Annotated in this window: 13 protein-coding genes, 2 pseudogenes and 1 other annotated feature; of the genes and pseudogenes, 10 read left to right on the top strand and 5 right to left on the bottom strand. The window is 44.8% G+C overall.

Annotated features, from left to right (window positions below; translation table 11 throughout):
• Positions 1 to 227 precede the first annotated feature (227 nt).
• Positions 228 to 2453, top strand: a complete 2226-nt coding sequence (locus tag ACYQ3Q_RS16755; RefSeq protein ID WP_459929831.1) for an acetyl-CoA hydrolase/transferase C-terminal domain-containing protein — start codon at positions 228 to 230, stop codon at positions 2451 to 2453.
• Between the two features lie 210 nt (positions 2454 to 2663).
• Here the strand turns inward: ACYQ3Q_RS16755 and ACYQ3Q_RS16750 are convergent, their stop codons facing one another.
• Together ACYQ3Q_RS16750 and ACYQ3Q_RS16745 are read right to left on the bottom strand one after the other, a co-directional pair.
• Positions 2664 to 3872 carry an LUD domain-containing protein gene (locus tag ACYQ3Q_RS16750; RefSeq protein ID WP_459929673.1) on the bottom strand — a complete coding sequence of 403 codons (1209 nt, stop codon included), beginning with the start codon at positions 3870 to 3872 and terminating at the stop codon, positions 2664 to 2666.
• Positions 3869 to 4849 carry a (Fe-S)-binding protein gene (locus tag ACYQ3Q_RS16745; RefSeq protein ID WP_459929672.1) on the bottom strand — a complete coding sequence of 327 codons (981 nt, stop codon included), beginning with the start codon at positions 4847 to 4849 and terminating at the stop codon, positions 3869 to 3871. The genes ACYQ3Q_RS16750 and ACYQ3Q_RS16745 overlap by 4 nt, the downstream gene beginning before the upstream one ends.
• 483 nt (positions 4850 to 5332) lie before the next feature.
• On the opposite strand from ACYQ3Q_RS16745, the gene kamA reads away from it, so the two are divergent.
• From kamA to ACYQ3Q_RS16700, 9 genes are all read left to right on the top strand, one after another.
• The gene (gene kamA, locus ACYQ3Q_RS16740; protein ID WP_459929671.1) at positions 5333 to 6577 is read left to right on the top strand and encodes a lysine 2,3-aminomutase; all 1245 of its coding nucleotides are present in this window, start codon (positions 5333 to 5335) and stop codon (positions 6575 to 6577) included.
• Positions 6578 to 6618: 41 nt separating this feature from the next.
• Positions 6619 to 7656 carry an L-erythro-3,5-diaminohexanoate dehydrogenase gene (kdd, locus tag ACYQ3Q_RS16735; protein ID WP_459929670.1) on the top strand — a complete coding sequence of 346 codons (1038 nt, stop codon included), beginning with the start codon at positions 6619 to 6621 and terminating at the stop codon, positions 7654 to 7656.
• Entirely contained in the window at positions 7649 to 8899 is a 1251-nt protein-coding gene (locus ACYQ3Q_RS16730; RefSeq protein ID WP_459929669.1) for a hypothetical protein, read from the top strand. The genes kdd and ACYQ3Q_RS16730 overlap by 8 nt, the downstream gene beginning before the upstream one ends.
• Before the next feature lie 89 nt (positions 8900 to 8988).
• Positions 8989 to 10566: a lysine 5,6-aminomutase subunit alpha gene (gene kamD / locus ACYQ3Q_RS16725; RefSeq protein WP_459929668.1), complete on the top strand. Its 1578-nt coding sequence runs from the start codon at positions 8989 to 8991 to the stop codon at positions 10564 to 10566.
• A gap of 112 nt (positions 10567 to 10678) precedes the next feature.
• Positions 10679 to 11431 carry a lysine 5,6-aminomutase subunit beta gene (gene kamE / locus ACYQ3Q_RS16720; protein ID WP_459929667.1) on the top strand — a complete coding sequence of 251 codons (753 nt, stop codon included), beginning with the start codon at positions 10679 to 10681 and terminating at the stop codon, positions 11429 to 11431.
• Between the two features lie 105 nt (positions 11432 to 11536).
• Entirely contained in the window at positions 11537 to 11935 is a 399-nt protein-coding gene (kal, locus tag ACYQ3Q_RS16715) for a 3-aminobutyryl-CoA ammonia lyase (RefSeq protein WP_459929666.1), read from the top strand.
• A gap of 45 nt (positions 11936 to 11980) precedes the next feature.
• Positions 11981 to 12799, top strand: coding sequence for a 3-keto-5-aminohexanoate cleavage enzyme (gene kce / locus ACYQ3Q_RS16710; RefSeq protein ID WP_459929665.1), 819 nt, complete (start codon positions 11981 to 11983; stop codon positions 12797 to 12799).
• Between the two features lie 224 nt (positions 12800 to 13023).
• Positions 13024 to 13941: a M23 family metallopeptidase gene (locus ACYQ3Q_RS16705; protein WP_459929664.1), complete on the top strand. Its 918-nt coding sequence runs from the start codon at positions 13024 to 13026 to the stop codon at positions 13939 to 13941.
• Positions 13934 to 14368: a bactofilin family protein gene (locus ACYQ3Q_RS16700; protein ID WP_459929663.1), complete on the top strand. Its 435-nt coding sequence runs from the start codon at positions 13934 to 13936 to the stop codon at positions 14366 to 14368. Before ACYQ3Q_RS16705 ends, ACYQ3Q_RS16700 begins: the two co-directional genes overlap by 8 nt.
• Positions 14369 to 14665: 297 nt before the next feature.
• On the opposite strand, the gene ACYQ3Q_RS16695 is transcribed toward ACYQ3Q_RS16700, so the two are convergent.
• From ACYQ3Q_RS16695 to ACYQ3Q_RS16685, 3 genes and pseudogenes are all read right to left on the bottom strand, one after another.
• Positions 14666 to 16177, bottom strand: coding sequence for a 2-isopropylmalate synthase (locus tag ACYQ3Q_RS16695; RefSeq protein WP_459929662.1), 1512 nt, complete (start codon positions 16175 to 16177; stop codon positions 14666 to 14668).
• Between the two features lie 41 nt (positions 16178 to 16218).
• Positions 16219 to 16557 (bottom strand) — a binding site (T-box leader).
• 164 nt (positions 16558 to 16721) lie between these two features.
• Positions 16722 to 17015, bottom strand: a pseudogene (locus ACYQ3Q_RS16690) (IS110 family RNA-guided transposase); the annotation flags it as partial.
• Positions 17016 to 17091: 76 nt separating this feature from the next.
• Positions 17092 to 17394 (bottom strand): annotated as a pseudogene (locus tag ACYQ3Q_RS16685) (flagellin); the annotation flags it as partial.
• Positions 17395 to 18801 lie beyond the last annotated feature (1407 nt).

Genomic DNA, 18801 nt, shown 5'->3' with positions numbered 1-18801 from the left:
AATTACGACTAAATTTGTAATAGGTTTTTTTATTATTTAAGTAATATAAATAATCATAATAGATGAATAAATTTGATTATTTATATTACATTATGTGCAGATTTATGATAATATTCACTTAATGAATGATGATTCACAAAGAGAATCATCTTGGTTCGGGGCTATAATTTACATCAACCGCACTCTGTTGTTAGAAAATTTCGATGAAATGGCAGGCGACTAGAATGTTGAATGAAAAGCCAGGAATGATCTATAACGACGTGAAAAAATGTGTCGAAACGGTGATCAACTATGTCGGGAAGGATATCACCTTCTCTATGACTCTCGCCCTAGGAAAACCTGTTCTCTTTCTCAATGAACTCTATAGACGAGCCAAAGAGGATCCTGAAATCTCGCTTAAAATCATTACCGCTCTCTCCCTTGAAAAACCTAAAGGCCACTCAGAACTTGAAAAACGCTTTCTCCAGCCTCTTTCAGATAGAGTCTTCGCAGGGGTTCCGGAGTTTGACTACATGCTCGATTTCAGAGAGGGAAAACTTCCGAAAAATGTTGATGTTTTTGAGTTTTACAGCAAAGCAGGCTCTAACCTCAATAGTCCACTGCCCCAACAAAACCATCTGTCTTCACACTACACCCATGTTGTTCGTGATGCTTTAGCCCTTGGAACCAACGTCTTCGGGGAACTTATCGCTTACCAAGAAATCAACGGCAAAACCCTCTATTCTATGGCTTGCAACCCGGATATCTGTCTTGAAACAATCCGGAAAATGGGTGCAATGAGAGATAAAGGTGAAAAGGTCGTTATTATCGGGGAAGCCAATAAAAAGCTGCCCTTTATGTATGGAGATGCTGTTGTAGAAGCGGAAAGCTATGACATAATTCTGCAAGGGCCACAATATGACTATGAACTCTTCTGCCCTCCGAAAGATCCTGTGGCCTTGTCCGATCACATGATTGGTCTCAATGTCAGCACCTTGATCAAAGACGGTGGCACAATACAAGTAGGGATTGGCGCCCTTGGCGATGCTATTGTTTCAGGACTTATTATGCGCAATGAACATAATGATACTTATCAGGAGGTCTTGAACAAGGCTGGCTTGACAAAACGTTATGAAAAACTAATTGCTCGATGGGGGGATATAGGCGTCTTCCAAAAAGGGCTTTTTGGCTCATCAGAGATGTTTGTTGATGCCTTTATGCAGATGTATAAGAGTGATATTTTGAAAAGGAAGGTTTTTGACAGCATCCCTCTCATGAAACTAATTAATGACGATAAGCTCTCCGCTGACAACATTCCCTTGGACATTATAGACCAACTGCTCGAGATGAAAGCAGTCCATAGAAAGCTTAGCGCCAAGGACTTCTCCTTTCTTTGTGACAATGGAATTTTGAGAAAGGGCCTTAAGTATGAAAATTATTCTATTTTAGATGGAGAGATCCGCTACTCAGCGGATATGAACGACGAAAAGAACAGACTTGCGATTCGAAAACTGCTTGGCAAAGAACTTCTCAAGGGGTTTGTCGTCCAGGGTGCCTTCTTTTTAGGCCCAAAGGCCTTTTATCAAGCTCTTAATGAGATGAGTGAAGAGGAAAGACAGCTCTTTGTCATGTCAGCTGTGGAAAAGGTCAACCAACTTTATGGTGGAGAAGAACTGAGGACCCTGCAGAGAAAAGATGCCCGCTTTGTGAATACTGGCATGGTGGCAAGTGTTCTCGGGGCAATTGCCTCAGATCAACTCGAGAATGGTCAGGTAGTTAGCGGAATCGGTGGTCAATATAACTTTGTTGCTATGGGCCACGTCCTACCCGAGGCAAGAGTTCTGATCATGATCAAAAGTACCAAAGGGTCTGGTAAAAGCCTTAAGTCCAACATTGTCTTCAACTACGGACATTGTTCAATCCCTAAACATTTGAGAGATATTGTAGTCACAGAGTATGGAATTGCTGATATTAAAGGTAAACCAGAAAAACAAGTTGTCATGGAAATGATCAATATCGCTGACTCTAGATTTCAAAAGCAACTCCTTGATCAAGCAAAAAAAGCGCACAAGCTGCCTTTGGATTATGAAATTCCGGAAGAGTACAGAAATAACCTACCCCCAAAAATTTCCGACCTGCTCAAGCCTTATCAGTCTCAAGGTCTCTTTCAGCAATTCCCCTTTGGTACGGATTTAATGGCAGATGAAGTTGTACTAGGTGGAGCTTTGAAGTCCTTGAAGGCATTGGCCAAGGGAAATCGCCTTAAGATGGTCAAAGGGATGGTCAGCGAATTATTCAGACCCATCCCCAAATCAGCTTACAATCACCTGAAGAGAATGAAACTGCACAATCCGTCTTCTTTGAATGAGAGAATCATGAGAAAGACCGTTGTGTTTGCTCTTAGGAATGTCAAAGCGCTGCAGAGTACTGCTCCTTCTTCTCTCAACGTTTCCAATCAAGTAGAGTCGAAGTAAGTAATAGACACAGGATATTCAGAGTTGGCAAATGATTTTTAACGAACCAAAAACCGAGGTGTAGCGATCATGATCTGATCGTTACACCTCGGTTTTATTGACGCTTTGACTATGGCTACTGCACTGAGCGCTTTTAAACACAGAGGGATAGTCTGTAGTGCAAACTATCCCCCTAATTCAAGATTGTGTAATAGTCATTCTATTAGAATCTTAGTATTTACCATAAACGATGCGTTCGCGCAGCTCTCCCACCATAGCTGGTACCTCGATGCTCATCGGGCAACGTTCTACGCATCTGCCACAACGCAGACAGGAATAAACGAGCGGAGCCGCTTTCTCCATGCCACCAGACGCGAATGCCGTCCAGATTGCACCGATACCCCCCATATAGACATGCCCGAAGTGACCTGCTGTCACTTGGAAGACTGGACACTCATACATACATCCACCACAACGTAAACAATGCAAGGCCTGACTAAACTTTTCCTCCTTAGCCATATCGCTGCGACCATTGTCCACGAAGATCACATAAAATTCTTTAGGGCCGTGCGCCCCGTAGGTAGTTACTTTCTCTATATCACCCGTTTTACTTGGACCACTGATAATATTAACATACCCTGGTACGCCATATTGTGCGTAGCGCCAAGTAACTTCAGCAACTTTCATAGCATCCTGGAACGTAGGAACTATTTTCTCGGTTCCTACCATTACGATATGAACCGGGGGAGCACCAGTAGAAAGGCGTACATTGCCCTCATTTTCAATAATCACCATCGCACCGGTGTCTGCAGCCACTACATTGGCTCCACTCATGCCCACGTCAGCTGAGAAATACTTCTCCCTCATGAACTCCCTTACGACCTTAACTTCTTCGGCAATATCAGGGGGTACTTCTTTGCCAAAAAACTTGCTAAAAACTTCCGCTACCTGTTCACGAGGCACGTGAATGGATGGAGAAACTATGTGCATGGGGCGGTCCTTGCGCAGTTGGAGGATGAACTCGCCCAAGTCTGTCTCCCAAACCTCGTTACCATTTTCCTCTAGATACTCACGCAGGTGAAGCTCTTCGCCCAACATGCTTTTCCCTTTGACCACAGTTTTACCCTGACCAATGATTCCGAGGGCCAAGTCTAGAGCGGTCTGATGATCTTTGGCGAAGAATGCTTTTCCTTTATTGCGCTCGACAGAAGCCATTGCCTGTTTTAGCAATTCATCCTTATTAGCAATTGACTGGCGTTTAATCTCCTTCACTTCCTCAGCCAATTGAGGAGTGTGAGGATAACGCTCTAACGTTTCGGCAACTGTGCTGCGGTAAGAACTGACCGCTCTAGTGATTGCTGTTCGTATATTTGTATCTTCGCTCGCTTTATTTAGGTCCTTGGCATAAGCGACAAAGTCCTTTCTTAAATCGACGGTCATGCTTTAACCCCCCTATATAGGAATTCGATTAAATCTTCAATAATGGCCGAATCTCCCTTGGCGCGGCCGCCCTCTAAGGCTGATAAACAATAGGGACACGATGTCAAAATATGCTCAGCACCGCTTTCCTTCAATTCATTTACACGGCGGGCTCCAATGACATGGGATAACTCTGGAAAGAGGATTTTTATGGGTCCGCCACAACATGAGGTCCATTCTCGATTGCGAGGCGCCTCTTTTACATCCGCTCCAACACTTTCAAGAATATCTCGTAATTCCTGATGAATTCCTAACTCGCGAGCCAAGCGGCAGGAATCATGAATAACGACCGACCCTGTGGATTGGATCTTAGAGAGCTTATCTCTTCGTTGCCAGATCAGATCTACATAGGTGACGATTTCAAAGTCAAACCCTTCCACCATTTTAGGATAAACAAATTTAAAGACTTCTGCCGCATGGGGAGAGAGGCAGACAATGGTTTTGGCACCACTCGTTCTAATGACCTCAACTACTTTTTGGACATAGGTCTTCATATCCTCTAAATAACCCAGTTCATAGAGCAAAGCACCACTATACAGTTCTTCATTTCCGGCGTAACAGAACTCATAACCCAGTCCTTGGAGCACCTTGGCAGCTTTCAAACATACCGAATTATACCTTACCTTGTCTTTGGCAAGGACCGAAGCGTACATTTTCTCCGCGTTAATCCCAGTCTTATTCAGGATATTTCGGGCGCCCATCATCATGGAAAACATCTTGCTGCCCTGATCAAGATGGGTTATCGTTTTAACCAGAGAGTCAATAAAGGGCAACAACTGATATTCCCCACCGGTATAGAATAGCAATTCCCCTTTAACAGGCAAATTAAGTTCTTTTGCCCAAGACGCGACCTCTGAACCCTTCAAGGCCAGCGGATTGCCATGCTTAATAATATTTTCACTAATGATATCAAGTACCATCGGCATCTTCGTCTCCATAACCAAACACGACCTCCCAAAACTATTATTTCGTTTTCAAAACGCCCATTCTCTTGATGACGGGCATTTTTCTTCATTCAGAAGGCGCGCATCGATTCTCTCTTAGCGCGCCTTTATTACGTAGTTGTTTTATTATATTATAAAGAAAAATCAATCTTAATGTAACCCCCTAAGCGAATGTATTATGTATTCCTGCTAATTATGCACCAAAGCATAGACTATTATTACAAATCCCTTCAATTATTAATATCTATTCTAACTTTTATGAATATACTTACAATATCAGTCAAAAACAATTTAGCCCAAAAACCGGCATCTATTCGCCCATTTTTAGGCTAATATAGACATCCGTACTTTGCCTAAGATCCCAGCTTCATGATACAACGTGAACTTTAATACTCTTTTTTCCTTTGGCATGAAGTTTACACACTACAGATTACACAGAGCACATCATATTGAATGAACACCGAGGAGGTTCCCTTTATGCGCACTCGTCAAGACCTCTCTAAATGGTCTCAAGTTCCTGATCAACAATGGAATGATTGGCACTGGCAAATCTCTCAGCGGGTTACGACCGTTGAAGAATTAAAAGAGGTTATCCCATTGACAGAAGCTGAAGAAACGGGCATTGCCCAATGCCTAGAAACTCTTCGTATGGCTGTCACGCCATATTACGCCTCGCTCATTAACCCCGATGATCCCCATTGTCCAGTACGCAAACAAGCGATTCCCACCGCCTTGGAACTTCATGTCGGGGAATATGACCTCTTTGACCCCCTTCACGAAGATACGGATTCTCCCGTTCCAGGCTTAACTCATCGCTACCCGGATCGAGTTTTATTACTCGTAACAGATCAATGTTCCATGTATTGTCGGCATTGCACTAGGCGGCGTATGGCGGGCCAAACCGATCAGGCCCTACCTTTAGAACACTTTCAGCAGGCCCTCGATTACATCCGAGCCACCCCGCAGGTCCGTGATGTCTTGATATCGGGTGGGGATCCCTTCACCTTCTCGGATGATCGTTTAGATTACATCTTATCTAATTTACGTGCCATTCCTCATGTCGAAATCATCCGGATTGGCAGCCGTATTCCAGTTGTCCTTCCCATGCGCATTACAGATAGCCTCGTCCAAATGCTACGCAAGTATCATCCCATTTGGGTTAACACCCATTTTAATCATCCCAAAGAAATCACGCCTGAATCCCAGGCTGCCTTGGCGCGTCTGGCAGATGCCGGAATCCCACTGGGCAATCAATCCGTTCTGCTCAGGGGAGTCAACGATTGCCCAAATATAATGAAGAAATTAGTGCATCTACTGGTCAAAAACCGGGTCCGCCCCTATTATATTTATCAATGCGATCTTTCGACTGGCATTGAACATTTCCGGACTTCAGTATCGAAAGGCATTGAGATCGTAGAAAATCTGCGCGGACATACTAGCGGCTATGCTGTTCCCACCTATGTCGTCGATGCTCCCGGGGGGGGCGGTAAGATACCAGTCAGTCCTCAATATCTCATTTCCATGGGACCTAATAAAGTCGTTCTCCGCAACTACGAAGGGGTGATTACGGTTTACGATGAGCCCAATCTTTTGCAAGAAGAGTGTCAATGTGAGTACTGCCGAGAAAACGATCCTCAGGTCGGGGTTCTAAAACTCTTAAGTCATCAGAAGCTTTCTCTGGAACCAGAAAATCTTGATCGTCGACATCGCCACGCTAAGTAAGGTTTAGTAATTGAATATTAAGACTGAGAGGAGATAGTTTTATGTCGTTAGGATGCCCTTTCGGAACCCATCGAGTCCTTAAACCCCTAGGGGTATTGCCTCAACCCGCGGAATCCCTCAACAATGATTTCTCGACCCTGTATGATAACGAGATCCTTATAGATGTAGAAGTGTTAAACATCGACTCAGCCTCGTTTACCCAGATTAAGACTGAGGCTGGTGGTCTTCCGGAGAAAATTGCTCAAATTATCTTGAAAACGGTTGCTGAGCGTGGCAAACAACACAATCCAATCACCGGTTCTGGTGGAATGTTGATCGGGAAAATTAAAGCCATCGGATCCGCTTTGCAGAATCGACCCTTGAACGTAGGGGATCGAATTGCCACTCTTGTTTCCTTATCCTTGACTCCCCTCCACATAGAGGAAATCCTTGCCATACACAAGGATGTCGATCAAGTAGAAATTCGAGGCGAAGCGCTCTTATTTGAAAGCGGTATTTATGTAAAACTTCCAGATGACATGCCCCAAAAACTGGCTTTGGCGGTACTTGATGTCGCGGGTGCTCCAGCCCAAACTGCAAAAATTGTCAAACCAGGGGATACGGTCGTGGTGATCGGTGGGGGCGGAAAATCCGGACTCTTATGCCTTCACGAAGCCTGCAAACGGGCAGGTGTTACTGGCCAGGTGATCGGCATTAGTCAGTCTAGCGCAGGTGTAAAGCGGATGAAAGAATCTGGTCTCCCGCTCATCGCGCTTCAAGGGGATGCCTGTGACTCACTATGGGTGCTGCGCGAAATCGAACGTCTTACCGAGGGGAAATTAGCGGATCTTACTTTAAATATGGTCAACATTCCCCGGACTGAACTCGGCAGCATTCTAGCGACTAAGGATAAAGGCATTGTCTATTTTTTTAGTATGGCAACCTCGTTTACAGCAGCAGCTTTAGGTGCGGAGGGCATCGGTAAGGACGTAACCATGCTGGTTGGAAACGGCTATACCGAAGGACATGCCGAAATTGCTCTGGCGATCATGCGCGAAAACTCTCGCCTGCGCGAACTCTATGAGAGAACCTATGCCTAAGTCTGATGATTGGCTACTTGAGTTACGCTCCAGACTTTCCCCTTATACGATCCTAGTCTTTGCGGGGCTTGCCAAGAATACAGGCAAAACAACTGCCTTAAATGCCGTCAATCGGCTTTTTCCTGATCAATGCCTTGGAATAACTTCCATTGGGTATGATGGTGAAACATTCGATGCCATTTACCGCCATCCTAAACCTTCTATTACAGTGCATCTCGGGCAAATCATTCTTACAGCAGAACGCTTTCTTCCTGACACCCCGAAAGGCTATGACATTCTTGAAGCCTGGGGAAACCATCCTCAGTTCGGCTCTTGGCTCATTCTCAGAATGACCGAACCCGGTGATTTTCGTATGGCAGGTCCCTCAGCTCTATCAGAACTCCTAGAGGGGATTTCACGCCTGCGTCAGCATGGCGCAACTCGGATTCATGTGGATGGGGCGCTGAACCGACTCTCTCATATATCTGTGCTCGCTATTGCGAATCTAAAGAAAATTTGGCAGGTGCCCGAAGACACTGTCTTCGCACGTATTAATCATTCTATCAGCCTTGGGGAAGACGACCGCTTTAGTTTTATTGATGCTTACTCCAAATTTATACTTTCTAATAATACAAAAGAAGCGGTCGCCCTTGACACGTTAAAGAAGTTGAAGGGGGGAGAGAAGATTGAGAGAGCCGTAAATCAGGATATGAGCGTAATTCTAAGTACAGGTGCCGCCTTAGGAAACTCCTTAAAAGAAGTGACCGAACGCTCGCTAAATAGCCTAGAATTATTACAACTTCCTACCTTTTCACCCTGGAGTGGTTTCTCCATTGGAAGCCCTTCTCAAGACATCCTCATAAATCACAACGCCTTTTTTGAACAAGGCACCTGGTTTCCCTTACCGTGTTTTCTCTGGAACCAAGACGTGAAATCCCTCATTCCACCCCAAGTCGAAGCTGTATACCTCAAAGGTGCGCTTACCGACTCCTTTTACTTAGCACTCCGCACTGCTGGACGTTTACCTCGTCAGTTTATAGTTCGAACTCCTGCTCATATTTTACTTTCCCCTAGTGTATGGAATGGTTTAAAGTCCCGAGGAATCGAAGTGAAGTTACTAGAACGTCCCGAGCTTGCGCTGCTCACGTTAAGCTCTTGGCACCCTATCACGCCAATCTCAACTGAGCGGATCGCGGAAGCTTTGCTTCCTTATACTAGGGTTCCCTTGGTGGACATCCAAAAACAACAAGTCTGGTTGCCTTAACATAAGTCTGTAGAAGTCTGTAGAGTTCCCTGAATTTCTTTTCACTTAATACTCGCCACTCAAAACTACCCCTGGAAGAGGTGATCCGCTTGACTCGCCCATACGTCCAAAACAAACTTAATCTGGATCCGGATCTTATTTGGAAGGCAAGAACACTAGCCCAGGACATCGTTGAGCAAATTACCCCATTTATTCTTTCCCACAGTACGGTCAGTATCGAACGCACAGTTCTTCGTTTGCTGGGTATTAATGGCGTTGACCAAGAGGGGATTCCCTTGCCGAATTACGTTGTCGACCACTTAAAGGAGCATCTCCTACTCGATGAAGGGGTCGCTCGTATCTTCGCCAAAGCCTGCCTCCACTTCAAATCGGAACCACAAATTCTAGCTGAACGATTGGCACGCCATGAAATATCCTTCGAGAATCTCCCTGATTTCTCCGAGGACCAAATCGTAAAAAAGTCCTTCGACCTCGCTCGACCCGCTGTAGAGCACATTCGCAACCAACGCCATAAACGTGAGGACTGTCTTTCTACCTTAAGTGTAGTTCCAGAACCTTATCTCTACGTCATTGTCGCCACCGGTAATATTTATGAAGATATCTTACAGGCACGGGTTGCTGCACGGCAAGGTGCCGACATCATCGCTGTGATTCGCTCTACTGGCCAGAGCCTTCTCGATTACGTGCCCTACGGGCCGACTACCGAGGGCTTTGGGGGAACCTTTGCGACACAAGAAAATTTCCGAATTATGCGAGAGGCATTAGATGAAGTCGGGCAAGAACTGGGGCGCTACATTCGTCTTACAAATTATTGCTCTGGGCTGTGCATGCCGGAAATCGCAGCCATGGGTGCCTTAGAACGACTTGATGTAATGCTCAACGACTCCATGTACGGCATCATCTTTCGAGACATCAACATGCAGCGCACCTTCATCGATCAATCTTTTTCTCGCTTAATTAATGGTTTTGCCGGGATCATTATCAACACGGGTGAGGACAATTATCTGACCACGGCTGATGCGATGGAAGCAGCGCACACCGTCCTTGCTTCAAACTTTCTTAACGAACAATTTGCTTTCCTGTCTGGGCTTCCAGAAGAACAACAGGGTCTAGGCCATGCGATGGAAATCAACCCCGAAGTGCCGGATGCTTTCCTCTATGAAATTGCCCAGGCTCAGATGATTCGAGAGATATTCCCCCGTTCCCCTATCAAATACATGCCACCCACCAAATATTTAACCGGAAACATCTTTCGTGGACATGTTCAGGATACTCTTTTCAATGTGGCCTCTGTCTTAACCGGTCAAAGCATACATCTACTGGGGATGCTTACTGAAGCCATTCATACTCCCCTCATGCAAGACCGCTTTCTTAGTCTGGAGTCCGCAAAGCTCGTTTTTAAGACAATTGGGCATTTTCATGAAGAAATAACCTTTGTCACGGACGGCTTGGTACAACAACGTGCTCAAATCACCCTTCAGAAGGCGGTTAACATGTTGGAAGAGATTCAAAAAACAGGTCTATTCTCGGCTCTGGAGCAGGGTATGTTTGCGGAGATTTCTCGAAAGCCAACCGGCGGCCGAGGGCTTGACGGTGTTTTTACTAAACATCCTAAATACTTAAACCCGTTTCTTAATTTACTTAAGGAAGGTCGCTCTGGTTCGTAATTCGTAGTTCGTAATTAATGATACGTGATTCACGGTTCATGATACGAACAACGACATCGAACATCGAACATTGGACATTGGACTACGAATAGCGAATAAGGTGGTGATTTTCATGCCTACGCTTGATCTTAAACAGGTTCGTCCTTATGGGGATACTCTTGATGATGGCATCGTACAGCTTTCCTTTACTTTACCTGTTCCTTTTGGAGAGGAAGCGCAGGAGGCCGCCCGACGCTTTGCTTTGCAGAGCGGCTTTCAAGATCCTAAGGTAGTGCATGCACATGATTTAGGGGAAGACTTTAGTTTCTTCGTACTTTATGCACGTTCTCCGGTCAGTGTGGACTATACCAGCATTGAAATCCCTAAGCTCTCACATGAACGCCTAGAAAAGCCGGAGATTGAAAACCGCATCCGCACTCTGCTCGGTCGTAAGTTGATCGTGGTGGGTGCCTGCATCGAGAGCGATGCCCATACAGTTGGGATCGATGCCATCCTAAACATGAAAGGGTATAACTCCCATAAAGGACTTGAGAGTTATCATGAGATTGATGCTTTCAATCTTGGAGCACAAGTTCCTTGTGAGGAATTACTAGCGAAAGCACACGAAGTCTCCGCCGATGCAATCTTAATCTCCCAAGTGGTCACGCAAAAATCCCTCCACCTCCACAACCTTACTCGGATGGTCGAACTCCTCGAATTAGAAGGACTAAGGGACCGTTTCCTTTTGATTGCTGGAGGCCCAAGGATTAACTATGAATTAGCTAAAGAATTAGGTTATGATGCGGGTTTCGGCCCTGGCACGTATGCAGAAGATGTGGCAAGCTTTGTCCTAGATCGGGTACTAGCTCGATCCAGCAAGGATTAGAAAGCAAAAATAAAAAGCAAGTAAACAAGGTATGAGTTTGGGATATTCATATATTTTTTGTGATATTTGCAAGTAGTAAAACGTAAAACAAGGAGTGTGAGATCGATGTACGAAAGCAAAATTCGTTTACGCATCGGCGCTGGAGACGCTCACTACGGTGGTGGCTTAGTGGACGGAGCGCATATGCTCAAGCTTTTTGGAGATGTGGCCACCGAATTACTCATCTATACTGATGGGGATGAAGGTCTTTTTGTGGCTTATGACAATATTGAGTTTCTTACCCCAGTCTTTGCCGGGGACTATATCGAAGCAACCGGTATTATAACGCACTACGGAAATACATCGCGCAAAATGCGCTTTGAAGCTAACAAGGTGATCTCTCCCCTCCCCGGCAGCAGTTCGGCTGCTGAGATCCTTAAAGAACCCATCCTTGTCTGCCGGGCGAGCGGAACCTGTATGGTCCCTAAGGAAAAACAACGTAATAATCCACCACAGCGTTCCTAGTCAACTCGTAAACTAAAACTGATGTTCATGTATCGGAGGGAATCCATGGAAAAGCTGATTATCACTGTCGCCCTTGTTGGCGCAGAAGTCACACGCGAACAATCGCCTTACCTACCTCTTTCCCCTCGTGAAATTGCCGACGAAGCTAAAAGAGTGCGCGATGCCGGAGCGTCCATCGTCCATTTGCACATGCGCGATCAATTCGGGAACCCATCGCAAGATAAAGCACTCTTTGCCGAGGCGATTTCCTATATTCAAGCCGAAACCGATCTTATTATCCAGGTATCCACTGGGGGAGCCGTCGGAATGACCGCAGAGGAACGAGTCCAGCCTGTAACCCTGGCCCCAGAGATGGCTTCATTGAGTATGGGGAGTGTTAACTTTGGGGATGATACTTTCAGTAATCCCTTACCCATGGTTCGAGAGTTTGCCCGAGTTTGTCAGACCCATCACGTTAAACCCGAACTTGAAGTCTTTGAAAGCGGGATGGTTCAAAACGCTTTAACCCTTGTGAAGCAGGGCCTGCTTCACAACCCTTTACACTTTAATTTCGTTTTAGGGGTTCCTGGAGCAATGCCTGCCACCGCTAAAAACCTGCTCTTTCTTCTCGATCTGATCCCGCCTACTTCGACCTGGACCGTTTCAGGTATTGGCAGGCATCAGTTAAGCATGAACACCTTCGGTATTCTGCTAGGAGGACACGTGCGAACGGGCTTTGAAGACAATATTTATTACCGCAAAGGGATACTTGCCAAGGGAAATGCTCCTTTAGTTGATCGATTAATTAAGGTTTCCGAAAGTTTGGATCGCCCAGTGGCAAGTCCCATAGAAGCTCGCCAACTACTTGGACTCCTTCCTCGTTAAAGCTCCGCGTATGGAAGAAAAGACATGCTCCCTCAATTTTTGTTGTGGTGGGCATGTTTTTCCTATTCCCAATAATGTAGAATTGAATACATTCGACAAATTTAGTTTGAATTGTTGACAAGCAGCGAAATGACGTTTATTGTACACTTATATATTTAAAAACTCATGCCAAAAGTCGAAGGTTGAAAAAGGCTTCGTTTAACTATAGTTTCTGGAGGAATTTAATGAAAAATAAATACACCATCATATTCATTCCACCCGATCATTCTAATACCCACCAGTTTCAATTCTCCAAACTAGGCAAACAGATTCTTGGTGGCGGAATGCTCCTTATTGGGGTGATGATGATAGGGCTATTTGCTCAAAACCTCTATTTGAGTCATTTTATCAAGGAACGCCAACCTACCATAAACCACATTGATCAACTTGAGACCACCCTCGTTGAACGTGATCAAGAGATCTCACGCTTAAACGCAATGTCCGATCAAATAACCAACGATCTCCAAACAATTAAGCAGTTAGAGGAGAAACTTTCCTCGATTCTAAAAATTAATCCGACCTCTTCAAGTGCAACCGTAAGCCGGGGGATTGACCCCGTCGTTCAAAGCTTTGGGTCATCTAAGCCAACAATTCAAACGCTAGACCATCAAGCCTCAATAGTGACTGAACATTTAAACCTCTTACAACGTTATTACGAGGTAGCAGTCCTTCAAAAAGATAAACTTGATCAGACACCGACCATTCTACCTGCTGAAGGTGAAATCACCTCTTCTTTCGGTTATCGTCGCAATCCCTTCGGAGGCCGATCGACAGAGTATCATAACGGAATTGATATCGCCTGTAATTACGGCACTCCAGTCTTAGCCTCAGCTGCTGGTGTTGTTACATTTGCTGCGCGAGATCCCATTTATGGCCATAAGGTTGTTATTGATCATGGTCATGGAATTGAAACCTTTTATGGTCATAATTCTCGTCTCTTAGTGAAAAAAGGGGATCAAGTTAAGAAAGCTGATCTAATTGCCTATAGCGGTAATAGTGGACGAAGTACGGGATCTCATCTTCATTATGGAGCTATTGTTAATGGCCTAAATGTCGATCCCCTTACTTTCACAAATTTCATAAAGGAGGAACCGGATGTTTAAAAGACCTTCAAGCAATCAATCCAGCGGTGGAGACACCACCTTTATTGCGGCAGAGTGCCAAATTACCGGATCAATGACTATTAAAGGTAATGCAAGAATTGACGGGAAAGTTGATGGAAATGTTCAGGTTACCGGCGATTTGATAATTGGTGCAAATGCCTTCTTGAAGGCTAATATTGAGGCAAACACTGTTAGCCTTGCTGGAGAAGTCTGTGGTAACATTAAAACAACGGATCTGTTAGAATTAAATGCCTCTGCTCGCTTAGTCGGAGATATTTGCACACGACAGTTTAAAGTGGAACAGGGTGCCCATTTTACAGGATCGAGCCAGCTTCTTGAAGAAGCTAAAACTCCATTAACCTTAACTGAAGACAGCAAAGAACTCCACGCAGTGAAAGACAAGAAACTCATTTCAAAGCGTTCATGAGTTCTTTCAGCGCAAGCTAATATGCATAAATAATAAAAGTACAAGGGCAGTTGAACCAGCAATCCTGGTCAACTGCCCTTGTACTTTACACGATTTTTGCTATAAGGATTATTAAAATCTCTATCCATGTCCATTATAGAGTTTTTGGTAATATTGAAATCTCAAACCAATATTCTTTTAATTTTGTGATTGCGTTTATGAATCCCTCAAAGCCGACGGGCTTTTGAATATAGCTGTTTGCACCTAATTGATAGCATTTTTCCATTCAGGGTTTGCTTGGTTAATCTGTTAGAACTTTTAAACATCCGCTCTCAAGTCTCTCTTATCTAAGGCATTAATATAGGCTTTGGCACTGGCTTCAATAATATCTGTTGAAAAACCCTTTCCTACTATCAAACGACCATCCTCATAGCGCAATTTTACAGTGGCCTCTCCTAGGGCCTCACTACTCCGAGTCACAGACTTTAGTGTGTAATCTTCGAGGATGGCGGTATTACCTGTTATTCTATCAATAGTGTTGAATAGCGCATTAACAGGGCCGTTACCACAAGCTGCATCTGTGATCATTATGCCTTCTATTTCCAGGATCACAGTGGCTGTCGCCATCTCAACCCCATTTGTGGCGATCGACATACTTTGTAGCACAATATTACTTTCCGATCCACCAGAATCCCCCATGAGGACATAGAGATCTTGATCGAACACTTCTTTCTTCTGATCCGCCAATTGTAAGAATCTTTGATATACCTCATCTAACTGAGCACCTTCTATGGTATACCCTAATTCCTCTAGGCAATGTTGGAGGGCATGTCGTCCAGATCTTGCGGTCAGGCTGATGATATTTTGAGCCACTCCAATCGTTTCTGGTTGAATGATCTCATAGGTTTCCCTATCTTTTAAGACCCCATCTTGGTGAATGCCCGAGGCATGATTGAAAGCATTGGCTCCGACAATTGCCTTATGGTCAGGGACTGTCACACCGGTTATCCGCGAAACAAGCCTGCTGGTGGCAGAAATCTCACGGGTATTGATTTTGCTCTCAACTCCGTATCCGTCTCGCCGGGTATAAATGGACATGATCACCTCTTCCAAGGATGTGTTCCCAGCCCGCTCTCCAATCCCGTTGATGGTTCCTTCCACTTGGCTAGCTCCCGCCTTGATACCTGCTAGGGAATTTGCCGTTGCCATTCCTAAATCGTTGTGACAATGAACACTGACCACCGCTCTATCAATATTCTGAACGTTATTAATAACATAACTAATCAGTTCTCCGTATTCCCATGGGTTAGCATAACCGACTGTATCTGGAAGGTTAACAACAGTTGCTCCAGCAGAAATCACGTTTTCGATCACTCTAGCCAAGAACATTGGGTCACTTCGGAAAGCGTCTTCTGCGTAAAACTCAACATCACTCACATATTTCTTGGCATATTTTACGGCAGCAACCGCCTGCTCCACGACTTGGTCTGGGGTGAGCTTTAACTTCTTTGCCATGTGAACTGGAGATACCCCTATACCAGTGTGGATTCGAGGGTATTCTGCTTTACGTAACGCTTCGGCACAAAGATCAATGTCCGGGACAACGGCTCTTGTCAAACCACAGATGATGACTCCTTTAACTTCCTTAGCAATCGTTCGAACGGACTCCATGTCTCCCGGCGAAGAAGCCGGGAAACCAGCTTCAATAACATCCACCCCGAGCTTCACTAACTGGTGGCCAATCTCTAACTTCTCTTTAACATTCAGAGTTATCCCCAAGGATTGCTCACCATCTCTGAGGGTAGTATCAAAAACATACAATTTGCGCATTAGCTTTTCCTCCTTAAAAATAAATAAACCCTTCGTCTCTGATTTGAGACGAAGGGTTAGTTTCGCGGTACCACTCAAGTTGACAACTAACAAAGAGCTGTCTTCTCTGCAGATACGGGAGTTGAGCGAGGCTAGTGGTTCGTTGTACGTGTTCGCACGAAAAAACTTCATGGTCGAACTACGCGCATCGAACTTCGAACATCGAAGTTCCGATATCTCCTTCCTTTTAACGGTGGAAGCTCCGTCCGAGCCTACTTTAATCCAATTTCGGTCGGCTACTCGAGGAAGAGTTCCAATCCTATTCCATTACTGCCTTTCACCAAACGGCAGCTCTCTAGAATGGAAACTGGGACTGTACTATTCCCTCTCATCGTCATTTTAGCATTTTTAACTATTCTATACTACTTCTCGTTATTGTCAAGTGTCTTATTATAATCTTTAGCCATTCTTTAACTGAAATAGCTTCTAGATTTTAATCTATGTACTATCATGGTTAATTGTGCCAACTACTACCGGCGCTAATGTCAACATCACTAATTCTCTGGCTCTTAGCTCTTTTCATTCCAACTGCCCTCAGTTTGTTGTCTCTCCAAATTCGGTTTATTCCTTCTGCTCCAAGTTTTTCGATATCATTGGGCAGCGGGGCCTCTTGCAGCACCAGCATACTGCTTATGGCATCGAACTTTCCAAATACGGCTCCATGCTCGGGGAAAGTATATTTTCAGCCACCGCTGTATACGGTTTTTTATGCTATCCATTTCCTTTTGTATGCGCATTCTGCAAGCCGTTGCTATTCGCATTCCGCATAGATCCCTTCCGGAATGTAAGGCTCATTGTATTAAAAGAGCCAGAGAACAAGTCTCTGGCTCTTAGTCTTCTCAAAATACCCGTATTGTGTTTTCCTTCTACACCGATTAACGGAGCAGTTGAAGAACGCCTTGAGGCTGTTGGTTGGCTTGTGCCATCATGGCTTGTGCTGCTTGGGAAAGGATGTTGTTCTTTTGGAACTGCATCATTTCTTTAGCCATGTCTACGTCGCGTATGCGGGATTCGGCGGCAGTCAGGTTCTCACTGGAAGTTCCTAGGTTGGTGACGGTGTGCTCCAGACGATTCGTGAAAGCACCCAGCTTAGAACGTTCAGCTGAGACGCTAGTAATAGCATCATCAATTACACTAATTGCTGCAGTCGCCTTAGCGGCAGTGGATACATCAAGTGAATATTCGGTAGTGTCATTGTTTGTACCATCAGTTACATTGGCCGAAGCTACATAGGAAGCAACTTGCCCATCGTCAGCGATTACCGTACCCGTGCTATCAGAACTAACACTTAAGGCTTTACTGCGCATATCGGAAATGTCAACGCCCATGGTCTGCTGAGCATTAGCACCTACCTGTAGCTTAAGTCCGTTGTCTACGGCATTCTGACCTGCAGTGCTAACAGCACCATCTGCTGCAGTCAACTTTAAGGTTTTAGCAAGTTCATCAGAGCTGATAGATACAGTACCTGCTGTTCCAGTATTACCAGAACTTATTTCAAACTTACCATCAGCCAAGTTTACAGTTGCATTAGCAAGATCTGCGTGGGCTGCTCTAATCTGAGTTTGTAACTCGGTAGCAAGGTCCTCTGCTGTGTATGTTCCAGCAGTTAAGCTAATATTAACAGTGTGCGCGTCTATTGCAATTGATCCCGTGTGATTGTCGTTTCTGCCCTGCTCTAGTGTAGCTGAGCTTAAGCCTAAAGCGGACGATGCACTACCTGTGCTGTTGCCAATTGTGCTGTTTTCTCCAGTCAGATTATTCGTGATAACTAGCTGCTGTCTAGGATCAAAGGCAGATCCGCTAGGCTTAAAGGTGGCTGTAGCATTACCTGAACCGAAAGCAGTGTCAAGTTTGCCCTGTAGGTCGGTTAAGAATGCGGTTCGATCGGCCGCGCCCGTGGTCGCATCAGCAAACTCATAGTTTCCATCAGCAAGGGTAAGGGATTTAGTTACACCGCCAACTGTAACATCTAACGTGTTGTTACCAGATCCTTGAGTTCCATCTGTAAAGCTGGTGCCAACAAGTGCTTTCGCTCCCCCACTATCTACTGTTAAAGTATCAGTACTACTAGCTGTTGAAAATACCATTTTATTACTACTATCAAAGCCAACACTGATGGTTGAAAAACTTGCATCTGCTGCACGAAGCTTGGTTTGAATGTCCGCTGCAAAGGCATCTGCTCCACCATTGCCACCACTATAATCTACAGTATCTAAAGAAACTGTCTTGGTAGTTCCGTTCATAGTAACTGTTAGCTGATTATTTTCAGTTCCTTGTACAGGAGTACCTGTTAATCCAAGTGGTGCTGCTGCGCCACCAGAAATATCAGTTATAGTACTCGATGTTCCCGCTACATTATCAGTAATAACGAGTTTATTAGATGCATTAAAGCTTGCAGCTACATTGCCAGTACCAAAAGCTGTATCTAATTTACCATTAATATCTGCTAAGAAAGTAGTTCTATTTCCTGCAACTGAGAAATCATAGTTACCATCAGCTAACGTAATTCCTTGGGTAACTCCTCCGACTGTCAGAGATAAATCATTGTTTCCTGTCCCCGCTGTTCCAGCCGTGAATGTACTTCC

Source organism: Desulfosporosinus burensis, assembly GCF_054657535.1.
Note: the sequence above shows the minus strand (reverse complement) of the source record. Positions and strands in the feature narration are given on the sequence as shown.